Genomic DNA, 17476 nt, shown 5'->3' with positions numbered 1-17476 from the left:
CGGACCGACGTGAGGACCCGATGGCAGCCATAGACGAGAGCAGCGCTCTCGGCCTGCTCGACGAAGAGATCCGCACGCAGTTCGGCGACCGGGCGCGCTTCTCCGCCAGGTCCGCGGCGTCGCCGCGCACGCTGGTCGACGTCTTCGACGCGACCGTGCGGTCCCATCCGGACGAGCCGGCGCTGGACGACGGTACGACGTGCCTCACCTACCGTGCGCTGGCCGGCGAGGTGGAGCGGCTGCGGCAGCGGCTCGCCGGTGCGGGGGTCGGGCTCGGGGACCGGGTGGGGGTGCGGGTTCCGTCGGGGACCAACGAGCTGTACGTCGCGATCCTCGCCGTCCTCGCCGCCGGTGCCGCGTATGTCCCGGTCGACGCCGAGGACCCCGACGAGCGGGCGGAGCTGGTGTTCGGGGAGGCGGAGGTACGGGCCGTCGTCGGCGCCGGACACGGCATCGCGGTCCAGGGCGGCTCCGGCACCGGCACGGACACCTCCGGCACCGCCGCCGCGCGGCCCGGCGTCGAGCACGACGCCTGGATCATCTTCACCTCCGGGTCCACCGGGAAGCCCAAGGGCGTCGCCGTCACGCATCGCAGCGCCGCCGCGTTCGTGGACGCCGAGGCCGCCCTGTTCCTCGCGGAGGAGCCGATCGGGCCCGGCGACCGGGTCATGGCGGGGCTCTCCGTCGCCTTCGACGCCTCCTGCGAGGAGATGTGGCTGGCCTGGCGGTACGGCGCCTGTCTGGTGCCCGTGCCCCGGTCGCAGGTCAGGAGCGGTGCCGATCTCGGGCCCTGGCTGGTCGAGCAGGAGATCACCGTCGTCTCGACCGTGCCCACGCTGGCCGCGCTGTGGGAGCCGGAGACGCTGAACGACGTACGGCTGCTGATCTTCGGCGGCGAGGCCTGCCCGCCCGAGCTGGCGCAGCGGCTGGTCACCGAGGGGCGCGAGGTGTGGAACACCTACGGGCCGACCGAGGCGACCGTCGTGGCCTGCGCGGCGCCGATGACCGGTGAGGAGCCCATCCGGATCGGGCTTCCCCTCGACGGGTGGGAGCTGGCCGTCGTCGACGACAGCGAGGAGCCCGTGCCCATGGGCGGCTGCGGGCAGCTCGTGATCGGCGGGGTCGGGCTCGCCCGGTATCTCGATCCCGAGAAGGACGCCGAGAAGTACGCGCCGCTGCACTCGCTGGGCTGGGAGCGGGCCTATCGCAGTGGTGACCTGGTCAGGGCCGAGCCCGAGGGGCTGGTCTTCCTGGGCCGGGCCGACGAGCAGATCAAGCTCGGCGGGCGGCGGATCGAACTCGGTGAGGTGGATGCCGCACTGCAGGCCCTGCCCGGCGTCGCCGGGGCCGCGGCCGCCGTACGCACCGCCCGCGGCGGGAATCAGCTCCTCGTCGGTTACGTGGTCACCCAGGACGGCTGGGACCAGGCGGCGGCCGTCGAGAAGCTGCGCGCCGAGCTGCCCGCCGCACTGGTGCCGCTGCTCGCGCCCGTCGCGGAGCTGCCGACCCGGACGTCCGGCAAGGTGGACCGGGGCGCGCTGCCCTGGCCCCTGGAGGGCGTCAAGACCCCCAAGGCCGAGCTGTACGGCACCGAGGCCTGGCTCGCCGAGCAGTGGGCCCAGGTGCTGGACGTCCCGGTGACCAGCGCGTCCGACGACTTCTTCGCGATCGGCGGCGGCTCGCTGGCCGCCGCCCAGCTCACCACCCGGCTGCGCACCCGCTACCCGAGCGCGGCCGTCCTCGACATCTACCAGCAGCCCGTCCTGCGCAAGCTGGCCCGGCGGCTGGAGGCCTCGGCGCAGGACGACGGCAGGGCCCGCACCATCGCGCCGGTCCCGGTGCGCGCCCAGGCCGTCCAGCTTCTGCTGCTGCTTCCGCTGGTCACCCTGCTCGGGCTGCGCTGGACGGTGGTCCTGGCCGCCGTCGGGAACCTGCTGCCCGGCTACTCCTGGCTGCCGACCGCCCCCTGGTGGCTGCCGGCGGCCGGGGCGCTGCTGTTGTTCACCCCGCCCGGCCGGATCGCGCTCGCGGCGGGCGGGGCGCGGCTGCTGCTGCGGGGCGTCGAGCCCGGCCGGTATCCGCGCGGCGGAAGCGTGCATCTGCGGCTGTGGACGGCCGAGCGGCTGGCCGAGTTCAGCGGGGCCACCTCGCTGACCGGATCCTGGCTGGAGCGGTACGCGCGGGCGCTGGGCGCGAAGGTCGGGCCCGAGGTGGACCTGCACTCGCTGCCGCCGGTCACCGGCATGCTCAGGCTGGGCCGGGGCGCGGCCGTCGAGTCCGAGGTGGACCTGTCCGGGCACTGGCTGGACGGCGACCGTCTGGTGATCGGCCCGGTCAAGGTCGGTGCGCACGCCACCGTCGGCACCCGCAGCATCCTCTTCCCGGGCGCCCGCATCGGCAAGCGGGCCGAGGTGGCTCCCGGTTCGGCGGTCGGCGGGCAGATCCCGACCGGCCAGCGCTGGGCGGGCGCGCCCGCGGTCAAGCTCGGCAAGGCCAAGCGCAACTGGCCGAAGGAGCGGCCGCAGCGGGGCACGTACTGGCGGGTGATGTACGGCATCACCGGCCTCGCGCTGAGTTCCCTGCCGCTGCTCGCGGGTGTGGCCGCGCTGCTGGTCGCCCGTGTGTTCGTGGCGCCCGGAAGCTCGCTCCCCCGGGCGCTGCGCGCAGCCGCGCTCGGGCTGGTCCCGGCCACGCTCGCCTACGGGCTGGCGTACGCGCTGCTGATCCTGGTCGCCGTGCGCGTGCTCGGCCTGGGTCTGCGCGAGGGCACGCATCCGACGCACAGCCGGGTCGGCTGGCAGGCGTGGACCGTGACGCAGCTGATGGACCGGTCCCGGCAGACGCTGTTCCCGTTGTACGCGGGGCTGGTCACGCCGGTGTGGCTGCGGCTGCTCGGGATGCGCATCGGGCGCCGCGCCGAGGTGTCGACGGTGCTCGCGCTGCCGAGCCTGACCACGGTCGGCGACGGGGCGTTCCTGGCGGACGACACGCTGACGGCGCCGTACGAGCTGGGTGGCGGCTGGGTGCGGATCGGGCGTGCGGAGATCGGGCGGCGGGCCTTCCTGGGGAACTCCGGGATGACCGGGCCGGGCCGGAGCGTGCCGGACGGCGGCCTGGTCGGCGTGCTGTCGGCGACGCCGAAGAAGGCGAAGAAGGGCACCTCGTATCTGGGGCTGCCGCCGGTGAAGCTGCCGCGCAGTGCGGGCGGCGGGGATCAGAGCCGTACCTACGAGCCGCCGGCCCGGCTGCTGTGGGCGCGCGGTCTCGTGGAGCTGTGCCGGATCGTGCCGGTGCTGTGTTCGGCGGCGCTGGCCGCGGTGACGGTGGCGGCGCTGTGTGCGCTGGGTCCGTGGGCGTGGGCCCTGTCGGGGCCGGTGCTGCTCGGGGCGGGCATGGTCGCGGCGGTCGTCTCCGTCCTCGCGAAGTGGCTGCTCGTGGGGCGGCACCGGGCCGGGGAGCATCCGCTGTGGAGTTCGTTCGTGTGGCGCAACGAGCTGGCGGACACGTTCGTCGAGGTGCTGGCGGTGCCGTGGCTGGCCGGGGCCGTGCCGGGGACGCCGGTGATGACGGCGTGGCTGCGCGGGCTGGGCGCGCACATCGGCCGGGGCGTGTGGGTGGAGAGCTACTGGCTGCCGGAGACCGACCTGGTGACCCTCCAGGACGCGGCGACCGTCAATCGTGGCTGTGTGCTGCAGACACACCTCTTCCACGACCGGATCTTGCGGACGGATACTGTGGTCCTCCGTGAGGGCGCCACGCTGGGCCCTGGCGGGATCGTGCTGCCCGGCAGCACGGTCGGGGCCCGTACGACATTGGGGCCCGCGTCGCTCGTCATGGCCGCGGAGTCCGTCCCGGACGACACCCGCTGGCTCGGCAATCCGATCGAGGCATGGCGTCCCTGAGCGCGGGCCATCCGGGTGCGGCCCCGGCACCCAGTGGTGGCACAGCGCAGGGAGCGGACACAGCAGTGGCAGTTCAGCAGTCGGCCGGACGGGACCCGTACTTCCCGGACAACGGTGATCCCCGCTACCGGGTGCACCGCTATGAACTCACGCTGGACTACCGCCCCGGCCCGAACCGGCTGTCCGGCACGGCCCGGATCTACGCCATAGCGGGCCGCGCGCCGCTCACGGAGTTCCAGCTCAATCTGGCCGACTTCAGGATCGGCCGGGTGCGGGTGGACGGCCGGCAGCCGCACTTCACGCACCGCGGCGGACGGCTGCGGATCCGCCCGGCCAAGCCCGTGCGGGCCGGCGCCGCGTTCACCGTGGAGGTCCAGTGGTCCGGCAACCCCAGGCCGGTGGCCAGCCCGTGGGGCGGGCTCGGCTGGGAGGAGCTGGCGGACGGGGCGCTGGTGGCGAGCCAGCCGGTCGGGGCGCCGTCCTGGTACCCGTGCAACGACCGGCCCGCCGACAAGGCGTCGTACCTGATCTCGGTGACCACACCGTCCGCGTACGCGGTGGTCACGGGCGGGCGTCTGCTGACCCGCACCACGAAGGCCTCGACGACGACCTGGGTGTACGAGCAGTCCGCGCCCACGTCCAGCTATCTCGTCGGTCTGGCCATCGGCAGGTTCCAGACGGTGCTGCTGGGCGACCCAGGCCCGGGGGGCGTGCCGCAGCACGGGCACATCCCGGCGCGTCTGCTGCCGGAGTTCTCCCGGGACTTCGCGCGGCAGCCGGCGATGATGGAGCTGTTCCAGGAGCTGTTCGGGCCGTACCCGTTCGAGGAGTACGCGGTCGCGGTGACCGAGGAGGAGCTCGATGTGCCGGTCGAGGCACAGGGGTTGTCGCTGTTCGGCGCCAACCACGTGGACGGAGCCCGGGGTTCGGAACGGCTGGTGGCGCACGAGCTGGCGCACCAGTGGTTCGGCAACTGCGTCACCATCGCCGACTGGCGGCACATCTGGCTGAACGAGGGCTTCGCCAAGTACGCGGAATGGCTGTGGTCCGAGCGCTCGGGCGGCCGCACCGCCCAGCAACTGGCCGCCGCCGCCCACCGGTTGCTGGCCGCGCTGCCGCAGGACCTGAAGCTGGCCGATCCGGGCCGCAAGGCGATGTTCGACGACCGGCTCTACGAGCGGGGCGGTCTGACCCTGCACGCGGTGCGCTGCGCGCTCGGCGACGACGCGTTCTTCCGCATGCTGCGCGCCTGGGTGTGGCTGCACCGGAACGGGACGGTGACGACGGCGGCGTTCACCGAGCACGTGGCCCGGTTCGCGCAGGAGCCGCCGGCCGTGCTGTTCCAGGAGTGGGTGTACGGGGCGCGGCTGCCGCCGCTGCCGGTGCTCGGGGAGGTTTCCTAGACTGGAGGGGTGGCCCGGCCCAATGACGAGGTCGAGGCGCTCCTGCGGGAGTACGCGGACCTCATCGCGATCACGGGAGGCGACGCCTTCAAGGCGCGCGCCTACGAGAAGGCGGCGCGTGCCATCGGCGGGTATCCGGCCGACGTCTCCAAGCTCGACGCGGACGGGCTGAAGGAGATCCCGAACGTGGGGAAGTCGATCGCCGACAAGGTGGCCGAGTATCTGCGCACGGGGAAGATGGCGGTGGTCGAGGAGCGCCGGGCGAAGATCCCCGCCGGGGTGCGGGAGCTGATCACGATCCCCACCCTGGGCCCGAAGAAGGCGCTACGGCTGTACGAGGACCTGCACATCTCCTCGGTCAGCGAGCTGGCCGCGGCGATCGAGGCGGACGCGCTGGCCGATCTGAAGGGCTTCGGCGAGAAGACGCAGGACAACATCCGGCACGGCATCGAGCTGCTGCAGCGGGCGGGCGCCCGGGTGCCGCTGTCACTGGCCCTGGACACCGCGGAGGAGATCGTCGCGGAGCTGTCCGAGGTGACCGGGTGCAAGCGGTGTGCGTACGCCGGCTCGCTGCGCCGGATGCGGGAGACGGTCGGGGATCTGGACGTCATCGTCGCGGCGAAGAAGTCGGAGCCGTTCATGGCGGCGCTGTGCGAGCTGCCGGCCACCGCGGAGGTCATCGCGCGGGGCTCGAAGAAGACGTCGGTCCGCACGGGCAAGGGGCTCCAGGTCGATCTGCGGGTGCTGCCGCCGGAGTCCTGGGGTGCCGGGATGCAGTACTTCACCGGTTCGAAGGCGCACAACATCCGTACCCGCACCATCGCCGTGCACCAGGGGCTGAAGCTGTCCGAGTACGGCCTGTTCGACGCCGGGAGCGGGGACTCGCTGGCCTCCCGCACCGAGGAGGAGGTGTACGCCCGGCTCGGGCTGCCGTGGATCACACCGACGCTGCGGGAGGACCGCGGGGAGATCGAGGCAGCCCTGCACGGCGAGCTGCCGGAGGTGGTGACCGAGAAGGACATCCGGGGCGATCTGCACACCCACACCGACCTCACCGACGGTCTGGCGCCGCTGGAGGAGATGGCGGCGGTGGCCGCCGAGCGCGGCTACAAGTACTACGCCGTCACGGACCACGCGCCCAACCTGTACATGCAGCGCATGACCGACGAGAAGATCCTCGCCCAGCGGGAGCGGGTGCGGGAGCTGGACGGCACCCACCACAGGATGCGGCTGCTGCACGGCACGGAGCTCAACATCGACCCGGACGGCGGGGTGGACTGGCCGGAGGAGTTCCTGGCGGGCTTCGACCTGTGCGTGGCCTCGCTGCACTCGCACTTCGACCTGGGCCGCAGGGCGATGACCCGGCGGCTGGTGCGGGCCTGCGAGCACCCGTACGTCAACATCATCGGGCACCCGACGACCCGGCTGATCGGCAAGCGGCCGGGCGTCGACGCCGACTGGGACGAGGTGTTCGCGGCCTGCGCGCGCACCGGCACCGCGCTGGAGGTCAACGCCCAGCCGGACCGTCTCGACCTGTGCGACGAGGACATCCTGCGGGCCAGGGAGCACGGCGTGCGGTTCGCCGTGAACACCGACGCGCACTCCGTCCCGCACCTCGCGCAGCTGCGCTACGGCGTCGGTACGGCGCAGCGGGGCTGGCTGACCAAGGACGACGTCATCAACACCTGGACGCTGGCCCGGCTGCGCCGCTTCCTGCGGAAGGGGAGGTGAGGGGGCGTCACTCGCGGTCCAGCCACAGGGGTGACAGGTCCTCCTCGGTATCGTCCGCTCCGACCGCCTTGATGTCCCCGTCCGCGGCGCGCAACAGCCTGCGGCCCATGGCGATGAGCGCACGTCCGGCGGCGAGTTCGTCGCCTATCTCCGGTACATCGGGGTCGTAGGGGTTCCGGCGGGCCTCCGCGTGGCTCTCCAGGACGTTGTCGCCGGTGTCCAGGACGATCCGGGCGGTGGTGTCCGGGTCGTGCTCGGAGAGGTACAGGTTCAGCCGCCACTCCTTGACGGCCGGAGGACGGCTGGTCCTGGGTCGGGTCATGGTCCGCCACCTCGCTCCGCGGGTCGTGCCGCGATGGGCCGTCCGTCGTGTGCGGCGCCGTCGTGGCTGGTCGCGCAGGTCCCCGCGCCCCAAGGGGCGCGTGGTCCAGCTCTTCCACTTTGCATCCGGCCCCAGACGGGCGCCTCCCCCGGCCCGGGCACAATGTCGGCCATGACCTCGCGCGCCTGCCCCTGCGGACTCCCCCAGCCCTACGACGCCTGCTGCGGCCGTTTCCACGCGGGGCCGGCCGCCGCGCCGACCGCCGAGCTGCTGATGCGGTCGCGGTACAGCGCGTTCGTGACGGGGGACGCGGGGTATCTGCTGCGCACCTGGCATCCGCGGACCCGGCCCGAACGGCTGGACCTCGATCCGCGGATGAGGTGGACGGGGCTGGAGATCCTGGACACCACCGACGGGTCGGCCTTCCACAGCACGGGCACGGTGACCTTCCGCGCCTCCTACCGCGGCGGCTCGCTGCACGAGCGGAGCCGGTTCGAGCGGGTCGACGGGGCGTGGGTGTACGTGGACGGGGACTTCCTGGACTGAGACTTCCTGGACTGAGACTTCCTGGACCGAGGCTTGCGGAACCGACCCGGACTAGGGCGCCAGGATGTCCAGTTCCTGCAGGGCGCCCACGGTGATCTCCCTGGTCAGCTCCTCGGCGCGGGTCGCGTCGCCCTCGCGGACCGCCTCGGCCAGCTGCACGTGCAGGGTGACCGCCGCCGGGTCGGGATCCTCGAACATGACCTCGTGATGGGTGCGGCCGGCCAGGACCTCCGCGACGACGTCGCCGAGCCGGGCGAACATCTCGTTGCCCGAGGCGTTCAGGACGACCCGGTGGAAGGCGATGTCGTGGACCAGGTACTCCTCCAGCTTGTGGCCGCGTGAGTTGGCCACCATGCCGAGCGCGCACTCGGTGAGTTCGGCGCACTGCTGCGCCGTGGCGTGCCGGGCGGCGAGACCGGCCGCGACCGGTTCGATCGCGGAGCGCAGCACGGTCAGCGAGCGCAGCTGGTACGGGCGGTCGGCGCCCGCGAGGCGCCAGCGGATGACCTGCGGGTCGTAGACGTTCCACTCGGACTTGGGGCGGACCGTCACACCCACTCTGCGGCGGGACTCGACCAGGTGCATGGATTCGAGCACGCGGACCGCTTCCCGCATCACGGAACGCGACACGTCGAACCGCTGTGCCAGCTCGTCGGTGCGCAGCACGCTGCCCGGCGGGTACTCGCCCGCAGTGATCGCGGGGCCGAGGGTGTCCAGTACATGGCCGTGCAGCCCCCGGCCCGGAGTGGTCATGCACTCAGCGTACGGCGTGGATCACCGACGAAAAAAGTCAGACTTATACATCACACACTCTTGAATTCGTCGTACCTAATAGGTTTCAGTGTGGCGACGCCGCTGTGGCGTCGGATGTCGAGGAAGACAGCGAGGCAGTGATGCGAACCCCCCAGGTCGTCGTCGTGATGGGCGTCGCGGGGACGGGCAAGACCACGATCGGTCCCTTGCTCGCCGCGCGGCTGGGCGTCCCGTACGCCGAGGGCGACGACTTCCACCCGCAGGCCAACATCGACAAGATGACGGCCGGTGTCCCGCTCGACGACAACGACCGGTGGCCCTGGCTGGACGCCATCGGCCACTGGGCGCACGGGCGGGCCGGACTGGGCGGGGTGGTCAGCAGCTCGGCGCTGAAGCGGTCGTACCGCGACCGGCTCAGGGCCGCCGCTCCCGGAGTGGTGTTCGTGCACCTCACCGGCGACCGGAAGCTGATCGAGGACCGGATGAGGCAGCGGCAGGGGCACTTCATGCCGACCGCGCTGCTGGACTCCCAGTTCGCCACGCTGCAGCCCCTGGAGCCGGACGAGGCGGGAGTCGCCGTGGACGTCACCGGCAGCCCCCAGGACATCGCCGAGCGTGCCGCGAAGGCACTCGAGGCGCTTCCCGACACCACCGCGTAGCACCCACCCCCGTCCCCCCGTAACGCAAGGGAAACCCGTGACCAGACTCAGCGTCGAGATGCTGGCAGCGGACGCGCCTCCGCCGATCACCTCCGCCGGACACGCCCAGCTGGGCATCGCCGTCCTGGTGGGCATCGCCGTGATCGTCCTGCTCATCACCAAGTTCAAGCTCCATGCCTTCCTGGCGCTGACCATCGGGTCACTGGCGCTCGGGGCGGTCGCGGGAGCGCCGCTCGACAAGGCCATCACCAGCTTCACCACCGGGCTCGGCACCACGGTGGCCGGCGTGGGCGTCCTGATCGCGCTCGGGGCGATCCTGGGCAAGCTCCTCGCCGACTCCGGCGGCGCCGACCAGATCGTCGACACGATCCTCGCCAAGGCCGGCGGGCGCGCGATGCCCTGGGCGATGGTGCTGATCGCCTCCGTGATCGGTCTGCCGCTGTTCTTCGAGGTCGGGATCGTGCTGCTGATCCCGGTCGTGCTCATGGTCGCCAAGCGCGGCAACTACTCCCTGATGCGCATCGGCATCCCGGCGCTCGCCGGTCTGTCCGTGATGCACGGCCTGATCCCGCCGCACCCCGGCCCGCTGGTCGCGATCGACGCGCTGCACGCCAACCTGGGTGTGACCCTGGCACTCGGCATCCTGGTCGCCATACCGTCGGTGATCGTCGCGGGTCCGCTGTTCTCGAAGGTCGCGGCCCGCTGGGTGGACGTGCCGGCCCCCGACCGGATGCTGCCGCAGCGTCCGTCGGAGGAGCTGGAGCGCCGTCCGGGCTTCGGGGCGACGCTCTCCACCGTGCTGCTGCCGGTGGTGCTGATGCTGGCCAAGGCGCTGGTGGACATCGTCGTCGACGACCCCACGAACGTGAACCAGCGGGTCTTCGACATCATCGGCTCCCCGATGATCGCGCTGCTCGCCGCGGTGATCGTCGGCTTCTTCACGCTGGGCCGGCCCGCCGGGTTCAGCAAGGAGCGACTGCAGCAGACCGTCGAGAAGGGCCTGATGCCCATCGCGGGCATCCTGCTGATCGTCGGCGCGGGCGGCGGCTTCAAGCAGACCCTGATCGACAGCGGTGTCGGCCAGATGATCCTGGACATCTCCAAGAGCTGGTCGATCCCGGCGGTGCTGCTGGCCTGGCTGATCGCGGTGGTGATCCGGCTGGCGACCGGTTCGGCGACGGTGGCGACGGTCTCCGCGGCCGGTCTGATCGCGCCGCTCGCGGCCAGCACGTCGACCACCCACACCGCCCTCCTCGTCCTCGCCATCGGCGCCGGCTCGCTGTTCTTCAGCTTCGTCAACGACGCCGGCTTCTGGCTGGTGAAGGAGTACTTCGGGCTGAGCGTCGGGCAGACCGTGAAGACCTGGTCGCTCATGGAGACGATCCTCTCGGTGGTCGCCGGCGGACTGGTCCTGCTGCTCTCACTGATCGTGTAGGGGTACGGGCGTGAGTCACCCGCTCTTCGACATCAGCGGCCGTACGGCCCTGGTCACCGGGTCCAGCCGGGGCATCGGCCTCGCGCTGGCCCGGGGCCTGGCCGAGGCCGGCTGCACGGTGGTCCTCAACGGACGCGACCGGGACCGGCTGGCCGAGGCGGCCTCCGGACTGCCCGGGGACCGGATCCACACGGCGGTGTTCGACGTGACCGACGGACCGGCCGTGGCCGCCGGGATCGCGGAGGTCGAGGAGCGGGTGGGCCCGCTCGACATCCTCGTCAACAACGCGGGCATGCAACTGCGCGCCCCGCTGCTCCAGTTCACCGACGCCGACTGGCACCGGATCCTGGACACCAACCTCACCAGCGCGTTCCTCGTCGGCCGCGAGGCCGCCCGGCGGATGACGGAACGCGGCCACGGCAAGGTCATCAACATCTGCTCGCTGCAGAGCGAGGTGGTACGGCCCGGCATCGCGCCGTACGCGGCGACCAAGGGCGCGCTGAAAATGCTCACCAAGGGCATGTGCGCCGACTGGGGGCCGTACGGCGTCCAGGTCAACGGCCTCGGCCCCGGCTACATCGAGACGGAGCTGACCCGGCCGCTGGTGGAGGACGAGGAGTTCAGCGCCTGGGTCCGCAGGCGCACCCCGGCGGCCCGCTGGGGCCGTACCGAGGATCTGGTGGGCGGCCTGCTCTTCCTGGCCTCGCCCGCCTCGGACTTCGTCAACGGCCAGATGCTGTACATCGACGGCGGCATGACGAGCGTGCTCTGAAAGGGGCTGCGGCGATGCTGGGATGTGTGATCCACGGCGCGGGTGAGCTGCGGGTGCGGGAGCTGCCCGTGCCGAGGCCCGGTCCCGGCGAGGCCGTGGTGGCGGTGCGTTACGGCGGGGTGTGCGGCTCCGATCTGCACTACTGGCGGCACGGCGGGGTCGGGGACTTCCGGCTCCGGGAGCCGATGGTGCTCGGGCACGAGGTGGTGGGCACGGTGGTGTCCTACGGCGCCGGGGCCACGGGTCCCGCGCCGGGTACGGCCGTCGCCGTGCACCCCGCCACGCCGTGCGGGCGCTGCCCGGAGTGCGCCGACGGGCGGGCGAACGTGTGCCGGGACACCCGGTATCTGGGCAGCGCGGCCCGTTTTCCGCATGTCCAGGGCGGCTTCGCCGAGCGGATCGCCGTACCGGCCGGGCAGGTGCGGGCGCTGCCGGACGGGCTCGGGCTGCGGCGGGCCGCGCTCGCCGAGCCGCTGTCGGTGGCACTGCACGCGGTGCGGCGGGCCGGGGACGTGTCCGGGCGGCATGTGCTGGTGACCGGGGCCGGGCCGATCGGGTGCCTGGTGGTCGCGGCGGCGAAGGCGGCCGGTGCGGCACGGGTGACGGTGACGGATCCGGTGCCGGAGGCACTCGGGTACGCGGCCGTGGCCGGAGCGGACACGCTGGTACGGGCCGACGATCCGGGTGATGCCGGGTGGCCGCAGGAGGTCGACGTGGCCGTCGAGGCGTCGGGGGTCGCGGCCGGGCTCGACACATGCCTGCGGCGCGTACGGCGCGGGGGCGTGGTCGTCGAGCTCGGGATGCTCCCGCCGGGTCGGTCGCCGTTCGCCGGGAACCTGCTGGTGAGCCGGGAGATCGAGCTGCGTGGGGCGTTCCGGTTCGGCGCCGGGTTCGACGACGCGCTGAACCTGCTGGCCGGGCGGGGGGAGTTCGACGGGCTGGTCGGTGCGGTGGTTCCGGTGCGGGAGGCCGAGGACGCGTTCGTCCTGGCTGCTGACCGGAGCCGGTCCTGCAAGGTGTTGCTGGACTTCGAGAACTAACCGCGCCACAAGGGGTGTTCCCGTTTCGCCCACTCCCTGCTCACCGTCCCCGTGCGCAGGCCCCTTCTCGCCTCCGGATCACCCAGGGCCATGCCGATGTGGCCGGCCAGGACCACGCCGATGGTCAGGGCGAGCCAGTCGTGGACGAAGGTCGCAGAGGTGCGCCACACCAGCGGGGCGAGGTGGGTGAACCACATCAGCAGGCCGGTGCCGAGCATGACCAGGGTGGCGCCGGCGATCCAGGCGGCGTAGACCTTCTGGCCGGCGTTGAACTTGCCCGCCGGGCGCGAGGAGTGGCGTTTGTCGCGCGCGAGCGCCGCGCGCAGCCAGGTGCGGTCGTGCGGGCCGAAGCGGTTGAGGAAGCGCAGGTCGGTGCGGAAGGCGCGGGAGGCGAGCCCCAGCAGGACCGGGACGGGAAGAGCGAGCCCGGCGCACTCATGGACGCGGACGACCAGTTCCCGGCGGCCGACCGCCACCGCCAGCTGGGGGATGTAGAGGATGGCGGCCGTGACCACGCAGATCCCCATCAGCGCGGCCGTCGTGCGGTGGACCCAGCGTTGGACCGGGCCGAAGCGGCGGATGCGGGCGCCGGGCGGGGCCGGGGTGTCAGCTCGTAGGCTCATCGGTCCGTCCGTTCGACCGGCCGACCCAGGCGTCGACGTCGTAGCCGAGGTTCTCCCAGTAGCCCGGCTCGACCCGGTCGGTGACCGTGATCCCGGCGAGCCACTTGGCCGACTTGTAGAAGTACATGGGGGCGACATAGAGGCGGACCGGGCCGCCGTGGTCGTGGGAGATGTCCTTGTCCTGCATGCGCAGGGCCACCAGGACGTCCGGGCGGCGGGCCTGGTCGAGGGTGAGGCTCTCGGTGTAGGCGCCGTCGAAGCAGGTGAAGTGGATCGCCTTCGCACCGGGGCGGACCCCGGCCGTGTCGAGGAGGTCGGAGAGGCGTACGCCCTCGAAGGGGGTGCCGGGGACCCGCCAGCCGGTGACGCACTGGACGTCCTTGACCAGCCGGGTCTGCGGCAGGGCGCGCAGATCGGCCAGGGAGTAGGTGTGCGGGCGGTCGACCAGGCCGCCGATCTTCAGGTGGTAGTCGCCGGCGTTCAGGTGCGGCACCGACGCGGCGACGGAGTAGTAGCGGAATCCGCCGCCGTTGGGCAGCAGGCCGGTCAGGCCCGTGGGGTCCTTGCCGGCGACGGCGCCGAGGGCGCCCTCCAGGCCGCGTTGCAGCGTGGGCGCGGCGACGAGGCCGAGCGCGCCCAGGCCGAGGGTGCCGAGGAAGACGCGGCGGCCTATGGGTGCGCCGTCCCGCTCCTCGGACTGTTCAGAGTTCACGCATTCATTCGAGCACTCGGGGCCCCGGGGGGCCAGGGAATCGGGCCACTGGTCAGGGTTCTGTAATCACTTGTTACGTACGTCTGCGAGAGGCGTGCCGTTCAGTGGCCGAGTGCGCGGGCCCGGGCCGTCCGGAAGGCCTCCCGGGGGTCGCGGTGGGCGTAGGACCAGGGCGCCCGGGTGGCGTGCCGGCCGATGCGCCGGAACAGGGCCGCGGCCTCCGCCGGGCGGCCGGCGCAGGACAGCGCGAAGGCGAGGTGGTTGAGGTCGATGTGGCGGCGGGGGTGTTCGTCGTGCTCCCACTCCAGCCACCAGTCGAAGCAGGCGCCCAGGATGCGGCGGGCCCGGGGGCCGGACCAGTGCCGGGAGTCGGCGGGGTCGGCCGGGGCGAGGACGCGGTGGCGCTCGGCGTAGGCGACGACCGGCAGGACGGCGAGCGGGGAGTCGGCCGGGGCCTCGGCGGCGGCCCGTTCGGCGAGGTCGTACACCTCGTGGTCCTCGGCCGCCCGGCCGCCGGCGGGCCGTTCGGCCATGCGGGCGAGCACCAGGTGGTGGGCGTGGTGGTGCTCGGGGTGGCGGCGGCGCAGCTCGGCGAAGGTGCCGAGCACCTCGCGCTCCGGGCCGAGGGTGCGGGCCAGCCGGAGCAGGCCGAGCCAGGGGGTGGGGTCGGCCGGGGCGAGCGCGGCGGCGGTGGCGCAGGCCTCGCGGGCCCGGTCGGGGTCCTCCTTGCCGCGCAGGGCGCGCCGGACCTGGGCGAGGGCGTACAGCGTCGCGGCGTCGGCGGAGCCGGGTTCGGCGTGCAGCCAGTCGCGGGCCCGGGCGACGGCGTACGGCTCCCGGGCGAGCACGGTGAGGCGGTGGCCGCGGCGGTCCCAGTCGTCGCCGGTGTGCCGGAGCAGGGAGCGGGCCGCCTGCCGCCGGCCCTGGGTGAACGCGGCACGCGCGGTGCGCAGTTCTGCGTCGTCGAGGGCGGCGTCGAAGTCACCGGAGTCGTCCGGGGCGGTGTCGCCGGACTGGTCCGTGGGGGCCCGGCGAGCGCCGAGCAGGGGTGGGAGAGAGGGCACGGCGGGACTTCCTGTTTCTCGGGCCGCCATCGACCGATCACTCACAGCAAACCCTCAGCCACGGTTTGCGTCAAGCGGAACGAGCCTGTTACGGGTTCAACCACCGTGACTCAGAGGAAAGTTGGGGAACTTCGCGCAGGTGGGCCGGGGCCCGGGCGGAGGTACCCGACGGCCCGTTGTGGCGTACGCCATGGCGCCGGACCGGCCGGCCCCGGACCATGGCGGGTCAACTGCCCTGTTCCGCGCACTTCCGGGTCAATGCCGTCCCGGGGACGCTACAGTCGGCCACTACGCACCCGTGGTCCGGCCGGATGATCGAGGTACGCAGCGTGTCCGTTCTGGTTCTCCTTCTCGCCGTGAGTGCTGCCTGCTGTCTGGGCTTCGGATTCGTGCTCCAGCAGAACGCGGCGCAGAAGGCACCACTGAGCGACTTCCTGTCCTTCCGGCTGCTGCTCGACCTGATGCGGGTGCCGCGCTGGCTGGGCGGGCTCGCTCTGATGGTGGCCGGCATGGTGCTCGGCGCGATCGCGCTCGGCAAGGGCGAGATCTCCCTGGTCGAACCGCTGCTCGCGACGAACCTGCTGTTCGCGCTCGCCCTCTCCCGCTACCAGACCAGGCAGTCCCTGGGCCGCCAGGGCTGGGCGGGGCTGCTGCTGCTCGCGGGCGGGGTGAGCGCGTTCATCATGGCGGGCGAGCCGCGGGCGGGCAGCGCCGTCTCCGATCCGCTGCGGCACTGGCTGATCATCGGCGCGATGGTCGGCGCGGCCCTGGTGCTCACGACGTACGGCAAGCGCTCCCGGCTGAGCTGGGGCCCGGTGCTGCTGGCCACCGCCGCCGGGCTGCTGTACGGCGTCCAGGACGCACTGACCCGGGTGAGCGGCACCCGCTTCTCCGAGGGCGGCTTCCCCGAGCTGTTCACCGGCTGGCAGCCGTACGGTGTGCTGGTGTGCGGGGTCACCGGACTCGTGCTGGTGCAGAGCGCCTTCGAGACGGCCCCGCTGCGCATGTCGCTGCCCGCGCTGACCGCGGCCGAGCCGCTCGCCGGGATCCTGTGCGGGGTCGGCTTCCTCGGTGACCGGCTGCGCACCGACACCGGGGCGCTGGCCTGGGAGGCGGCCGGGCTCGCCGCGGTCGTCGCGGGCATCGTGCTGCTGGGGCTGCACCCGGCGATGCCGTGCGGCGCGGCCGAGACAGAAGCCTCGGCCCGGGACCTCCAGCGGCGCTGACACCGCCTGCTTGGATGAGGGCATGAACCCTGCTGACGAGATCCTCGACATCGTCGACGAGCACGACCGGGTCATCGCCCGGGCCCCGCGCGGCGAGGCGTACGCCCGCGGACTGCGCCACCGGTGCGTGTTCGTCCAGGCCCGGGACGCGGCCGGCCGGCTCTTCGTCCACCGGCGCACGGCCACCAAGCTGGTCTTCCCCGCGCTGTACGACATGTTCGTCGGCGGCGTCGTCGGAGCGGGCGAGTCCTACGACGAGGCCGCGCTGCGGGAGGCCGAGGAGGAGCTGGGGGTGACGGGGCTGCCCCGGCCGGAGTATCTGTTCAAATTCTTGTACGACGACGGGGCGGGGCACAGCTGGTGGTCGGCGGTGTACGAGGTGCGCTGCGAGCTGCCCGTGCGGCCGCAGGCGGAGGAGGTCCAGTGGCACGACTTCCTGCCGGAGGAGGAGGTCGGCCGGCGGCTCGGCGACTGGGAGTGGGTGCCGGACGGGCTGGCGGCGTACGAGAGGCTGGAGGCGTTCCGGGCGGGCCGGTGACCGCCCGGTAGGGTCGGCCGCGTGAGCGAATTCGTGACGAACATCCGGCTGTGGTTCGCGCCGGAGCTGGTGCGGGACGAGGGCGGCACGCCCGACTACCGGTTCTCGCTGGCCAACGAGCGCACCTTTCTCGCCTGGCTGCGCACGGCGCTCGCGCTGATCGGCGGCGGATTCGCGGTGGACCAGTTCCTGCCGGACCTGCGCTGGGCGTGGCGGGTCGGCCTCGCGCTCGCCCTGCTCGGCGCCGGCGTGCTGTGCTCCCTGCGCGCGGTGAACCACTGGGTGCGCTGCGAGCGGGCGATGCGGCGCGGTGAGGATCTGCCCGCGTCCCGGTTTCCGGCGCTGCTGAGCCTGGTCGTCGCGGTGGTGGCCGTGGCGATGGTCGTGGTGGTGCTGGCCGGATGGGCGGGGTGAGCGAGGCCGGGCGCGATCCGGGGCTGCAACCGGAGCGCACCCGGCTGGCCTGGCGTCGTACGACCCTCTCGGCCGCCGTGGCCGCCGTGCTCGCCGTCAAGACCGCCCTGCACGGCGGCACCTCGGCCACCGGAGTGACCGTCTGCGCCCTGTGCTGTGGGCTCTTCCTGGGCTTTCTGGCAGTGGCCCACCGCCGGATCCGGGCCCTCGCGACCGGTCCCCGCCCGCGGGCGCTCGCTCCCCGGCACGCGACGACGGCCGCCCTGTGCGCGGTGGCGCTGGCGGTGTGCGCGACCGCGCTGGTGGTCTAGAGGCTGCCTTCCTGGCTGGTGTGGT

The 17476-nt window shown here is 72.9% G+C and carries 17 protein-coding genes; 12 read left to right on the top strand and 5 right to left on the bottom strand.

Annotation, left to right across the window (positions count from 1 at the left end):
- Positions 1-20: 20 nt before the first annotated feature.
- The 3 genes from SRB17_RS34525 (at position 21) to polX (ending at position 7036) form a co-directional block, all read left to right on the top strand.
- On the top strand, positions 21-3902 hold the full coding sequence (locus SRB17_RS34525; RefSeq protein WP_153544415.1) for a Pls/PosA family non-ribosomal peptide synthetase: 3882 nt from the start codon (positions 21-23) through the stop codon (positions 3900-3902).
- A 65-nt stretch (positions 3903-3967) separates the two neighbouring features.
- Positions 3968-5305: a M1 family metallopeptidase gene (locus SRB17_RS34520; RefSeq protein WP_323376694.1), complete on the top strand. Its 1338-nt coding sequence runs from the start codon at positions 3968-3970 to the stop codon at positions 5303-5305.
- A gap of 9 nt (positions 5306-5314) precedes the next feature.
- Complete coding sequence (gene polX, locus SRB17_RS34515) at positions 5315-7036, top strand: DNA polymerase/3'-5' exonuclease PolX (RefSeq protein WP_323376692.1); 1722 nt, start codon at positions 5315-5317, stop codon at positions 7034-7036.
- Between the two features lie 7 nt (positions 7037-7043).
- Here the strand turns inward: polX and SRB17_RS34510 are convergent, their stop codons facing one another.
- A complete protein-coding gene (locus SRB17_RS34510) occupies positions 7044-7358 on the bottom strand; it encodes a dsRBD fold-containing protein (RefSeq protein ID WP_153544411.1) in 315 nt (104 codons plus the stop codon).
- Between the two features lie 171 nt (positions 7359-7529).
- Between SRB17_RS34510 and SRB17_RS34505 the strand changes: the two genes are divergently transcribed.
- Positions 7530-7904 (top strand): YchJ family protein, encoded by a 375-nt coding sequence (locus tag SRB17_RS34505; RefSeq protein WP_194294231.1) that lies wholly within the window; start codon positions 7530-7532, stop codon positions 7902-7904.
- 51 nt (positions 7905-7955) lie between these two features.
- Here SRB17_RS34505 and SRB17_RS34500 read toward each other — a convergent pair whose 3' ends face one another.
- Positions 7956-8657, bottom strand: coding sequence for a FadR/GntR family transcriptional regulator (locus SRB17_RS34500; protein ID WP_153544408.1), 702 nt, complete (start codon positions 8655-8657; stop codon positions 7956-7958).
- Between the two features lie 140 nt (positions 8658-8797).
- On the opposite strand from SRB17_RS34500, the gene SRB17_RS34495 reads away from it, so the two are divergent.
- From SRB17_RS34495 to SRB17_RS34480, 4 genes are read left to right on the top strand one after another with little or no spacing between them, the layout of a single operon-like run.
- Positions 8798-9316 carry a gluconokinase gene (locus SRB17_RS34495; RefSeq protein ID WP_153544406.1) on the top strand — a complete coding sequence of 173 codons (519 nt, stop codon included), beginning with the start codon at positions 8798-8800 and terminating at the stop codon, positions 9314-9316.
- A gap of 37 nt (positions 9317-9353) precedes the next feature.
- Complete coding sequence (locus tag SRB17_RS34490) at positions 9354-10751, top strand: gluconate:H+ symporter (protein ID WP_323376690.1); 1398 nt, start codon at positions 9354-9356, stop codon at positions 10749-10751.
- Between the two features lie 10 nt (positions 10752-10761).
- Positions 10762-11523, top strand: a complete 762-nt coding sequence (locus SRB17_RS34485) for an SDR family oxidoreductase (protein WP_323376688.1) — start codon at positions 10762-10764, stop codon at positions 11521-11523.
- A gap of 14 nt (positions 11524-11537) precedes the next feature.
- Entirely contained in the window at positions 11538-12563 is a 1026-nt protein-coding gene (locus SRB17_RS34480) for an L-idonate 5-dehydrogenase (RefSeq protein WP_153544404.1), read from the top strand.
- Here SRB17_RS34480 and SRB17_RS34475 read toward each other — a convergent pair.
- The 3 genes from SRB17_RS34475 to SRB17_RS34465 all read right to left on the bottom strand — a co-directional run bounded on the left by SRB17_RS34475 (position 12560) and on the right by SRB17_RS34465 (position 14962).
- Positions 12560-13186, bottom strand: coding sequence for a cytochrome b/b6 domain-containing protein (locus tag SRB17_RS34475; protein ID WP_153544402.1), 627 nt, complete (start codon positions 13184-13186; stop codon positions 12560-12562). The two genes, SRB17_RS34480 and SRB17_RS34475, sit on opposite strands and share 4 nt — an antisense overlap.
- Positions 13170-13898 carry a molybdopterin-dependent oxidoreductase gene (locus SRB17_RS34470; protein ID WP_323376686.1) on the bottom strand — a complete coding sequence of 243 codons (729 nt, stop codon included), beginning with the start codon at positions 13896-13898 and terminating at the stop codon, positions 13170-13172. Before SRB17_RS34470 ends, SRB17_RS34475 begins: the two co-directional genes overlap by 17 nt.
- Before the next feature lie 101 nt (positions 13899-13999).
- Entirely contained in the window at positions 14000-14962 is a 963-nt protein-coding gene (locus SRB17_RS34465) for a hypothetical protein (protein WP_323376684.1), read from the bottom strand.
- A 329-nt stretch (positions 14963-15291) separates the two neighbouring features.
- On the opposite strand from SRB17_RS34465, the gene SRB17_RS34460 reads away from it, so the two are divergent.
- The 4 genes from SRB17_RS34460 to SRB17_RS34445 are packed head-to-tail and all read left to right on the top strand — an operon-like array spanning position 15292 to position 17451.
- A complete protein-coding gene (locus SRB17_RS34460; protein ID WP_323376682.1) occupies positions 15292-16188 on the top strand; it encodes a DMT family transporter in 897 nt (298 codons plus the stop codon).
- Positions 16189-16210: 22 nt separating this feature from the next.
- Positions 16211-16726 carry an NUDIX domain-containing protein gene (locus SRB17_RS34455; RefSeq protein ID WP_153544396.1) on the top strand — a complete coding sequence of 172 codons (516 nt, stop codon included), beginning with the start codon at positions 16211-16213 and terminating at the stop codon, positions 16724-16726.
- A gap of 21 nt (positions 16727-16747) precedes the next feature.
- A complete protein-coding gene (locus SRB17_RS34450) occupies positions 16748-17140 on the top strand; it encodes a YidH family protein (protein ID WP_323376680.1) in 393 nt (130 codons plus the stop codon).
- Entirely contained in the window at positions 17128-17451 is a 324-nt protein-coding gene (locus SRB17_RS34445) for a DUF202 domain-containing protein (RefSeq protein WP_153544394.1), read from the top strand. Before SRB17_RS34450 ends, SRB17_RS34445 begins: the two co-directional genes overlap by 13 nt.
- The last annotated feature ends 25 nt before the right edge of the window (positions 17452-17476 follow it).

This window comes from Streptomyces sp. RB17 (assembly GCF_009604455.1).
Classification (GTDB): domain Bacteria; phylum Actinomycetota; class Actinomycetes; order Streptomycetales; family Streptomycetaceae; genus Streptomyces.
Note: the sequence above shows the minus strand (reverse complement) of the source record. Positions and strands in the feature narration are given on the sequence as shown.

Excerpts from the sequence above, each read along its gene's own strand:
- SRB17_RS34525 (WP_153544415.1), top strand. The coding sequence starts at position 21 with ATGGCAGCCATAGACGAGAGCAGCGCTCTCGGCCTGCTCGACGAAGAG.
- SRB17_RS34510 (WP_153544411.1), bottom strand. The coding sequence starts at position 7,358 with ATGACCCGACCCAGGACCAGCCGTCCTCCGGCCGTCAAGGAGTGGCGG.
- SRB17_RS34505 (WP_194294231.1), top strand. The coding sequence starts at position 7,530 with ATGACCTCGCGCGCCTGCCCCTGCGGACTCCCCCAGCCCTACGACGCC.
- SRB17_RS34500 (WP_153544408.1), bottom strand. The coding sequence starts at position 8,657 with ATGACCACTCCGGGCCGGGGGCTGCACGGCCATGTACTGGACACCCTC.
- SRB17_RS34495 (WP_153544406.1), top strand. The coding sequence starts at position 8,798 with ATGCGAACCCCCCAGGTCGTCGTCGTGATGGGCGTCGCGGGGACGGGC.
- SRB17_RS34480 (WP_153544404.1), top strand. The coding sequence starts at position 11,538 with ATGCTGGGATGTGTGATCCACGGCGCGGGTGAGCTGCGGGTGCGGGAG.
- SRB17_RS34475 (WP_153544402.1), bottom strand. The coding sequence starts at position 13,186 with ATGAGCCTACGAGCTGACACCCCGGCCCCGCCCGGCGCCCGCATCCGC.
- SRB17_RS34455 (WP_153544396.1), top strand. The coding sequence starts at position 16,211 with ATGAACCCTGCTGACGAGATCCTCGACATCGTCGACGAGCACGACCGG.
- SRB17_RS34445 (WP_153544394.1), top strand. The coding sequence starts at position 17,128 with ATGGGCGGGGTGAGCGAGGCCGGGCGCGATCCGGGGCTGCAACCGGAG.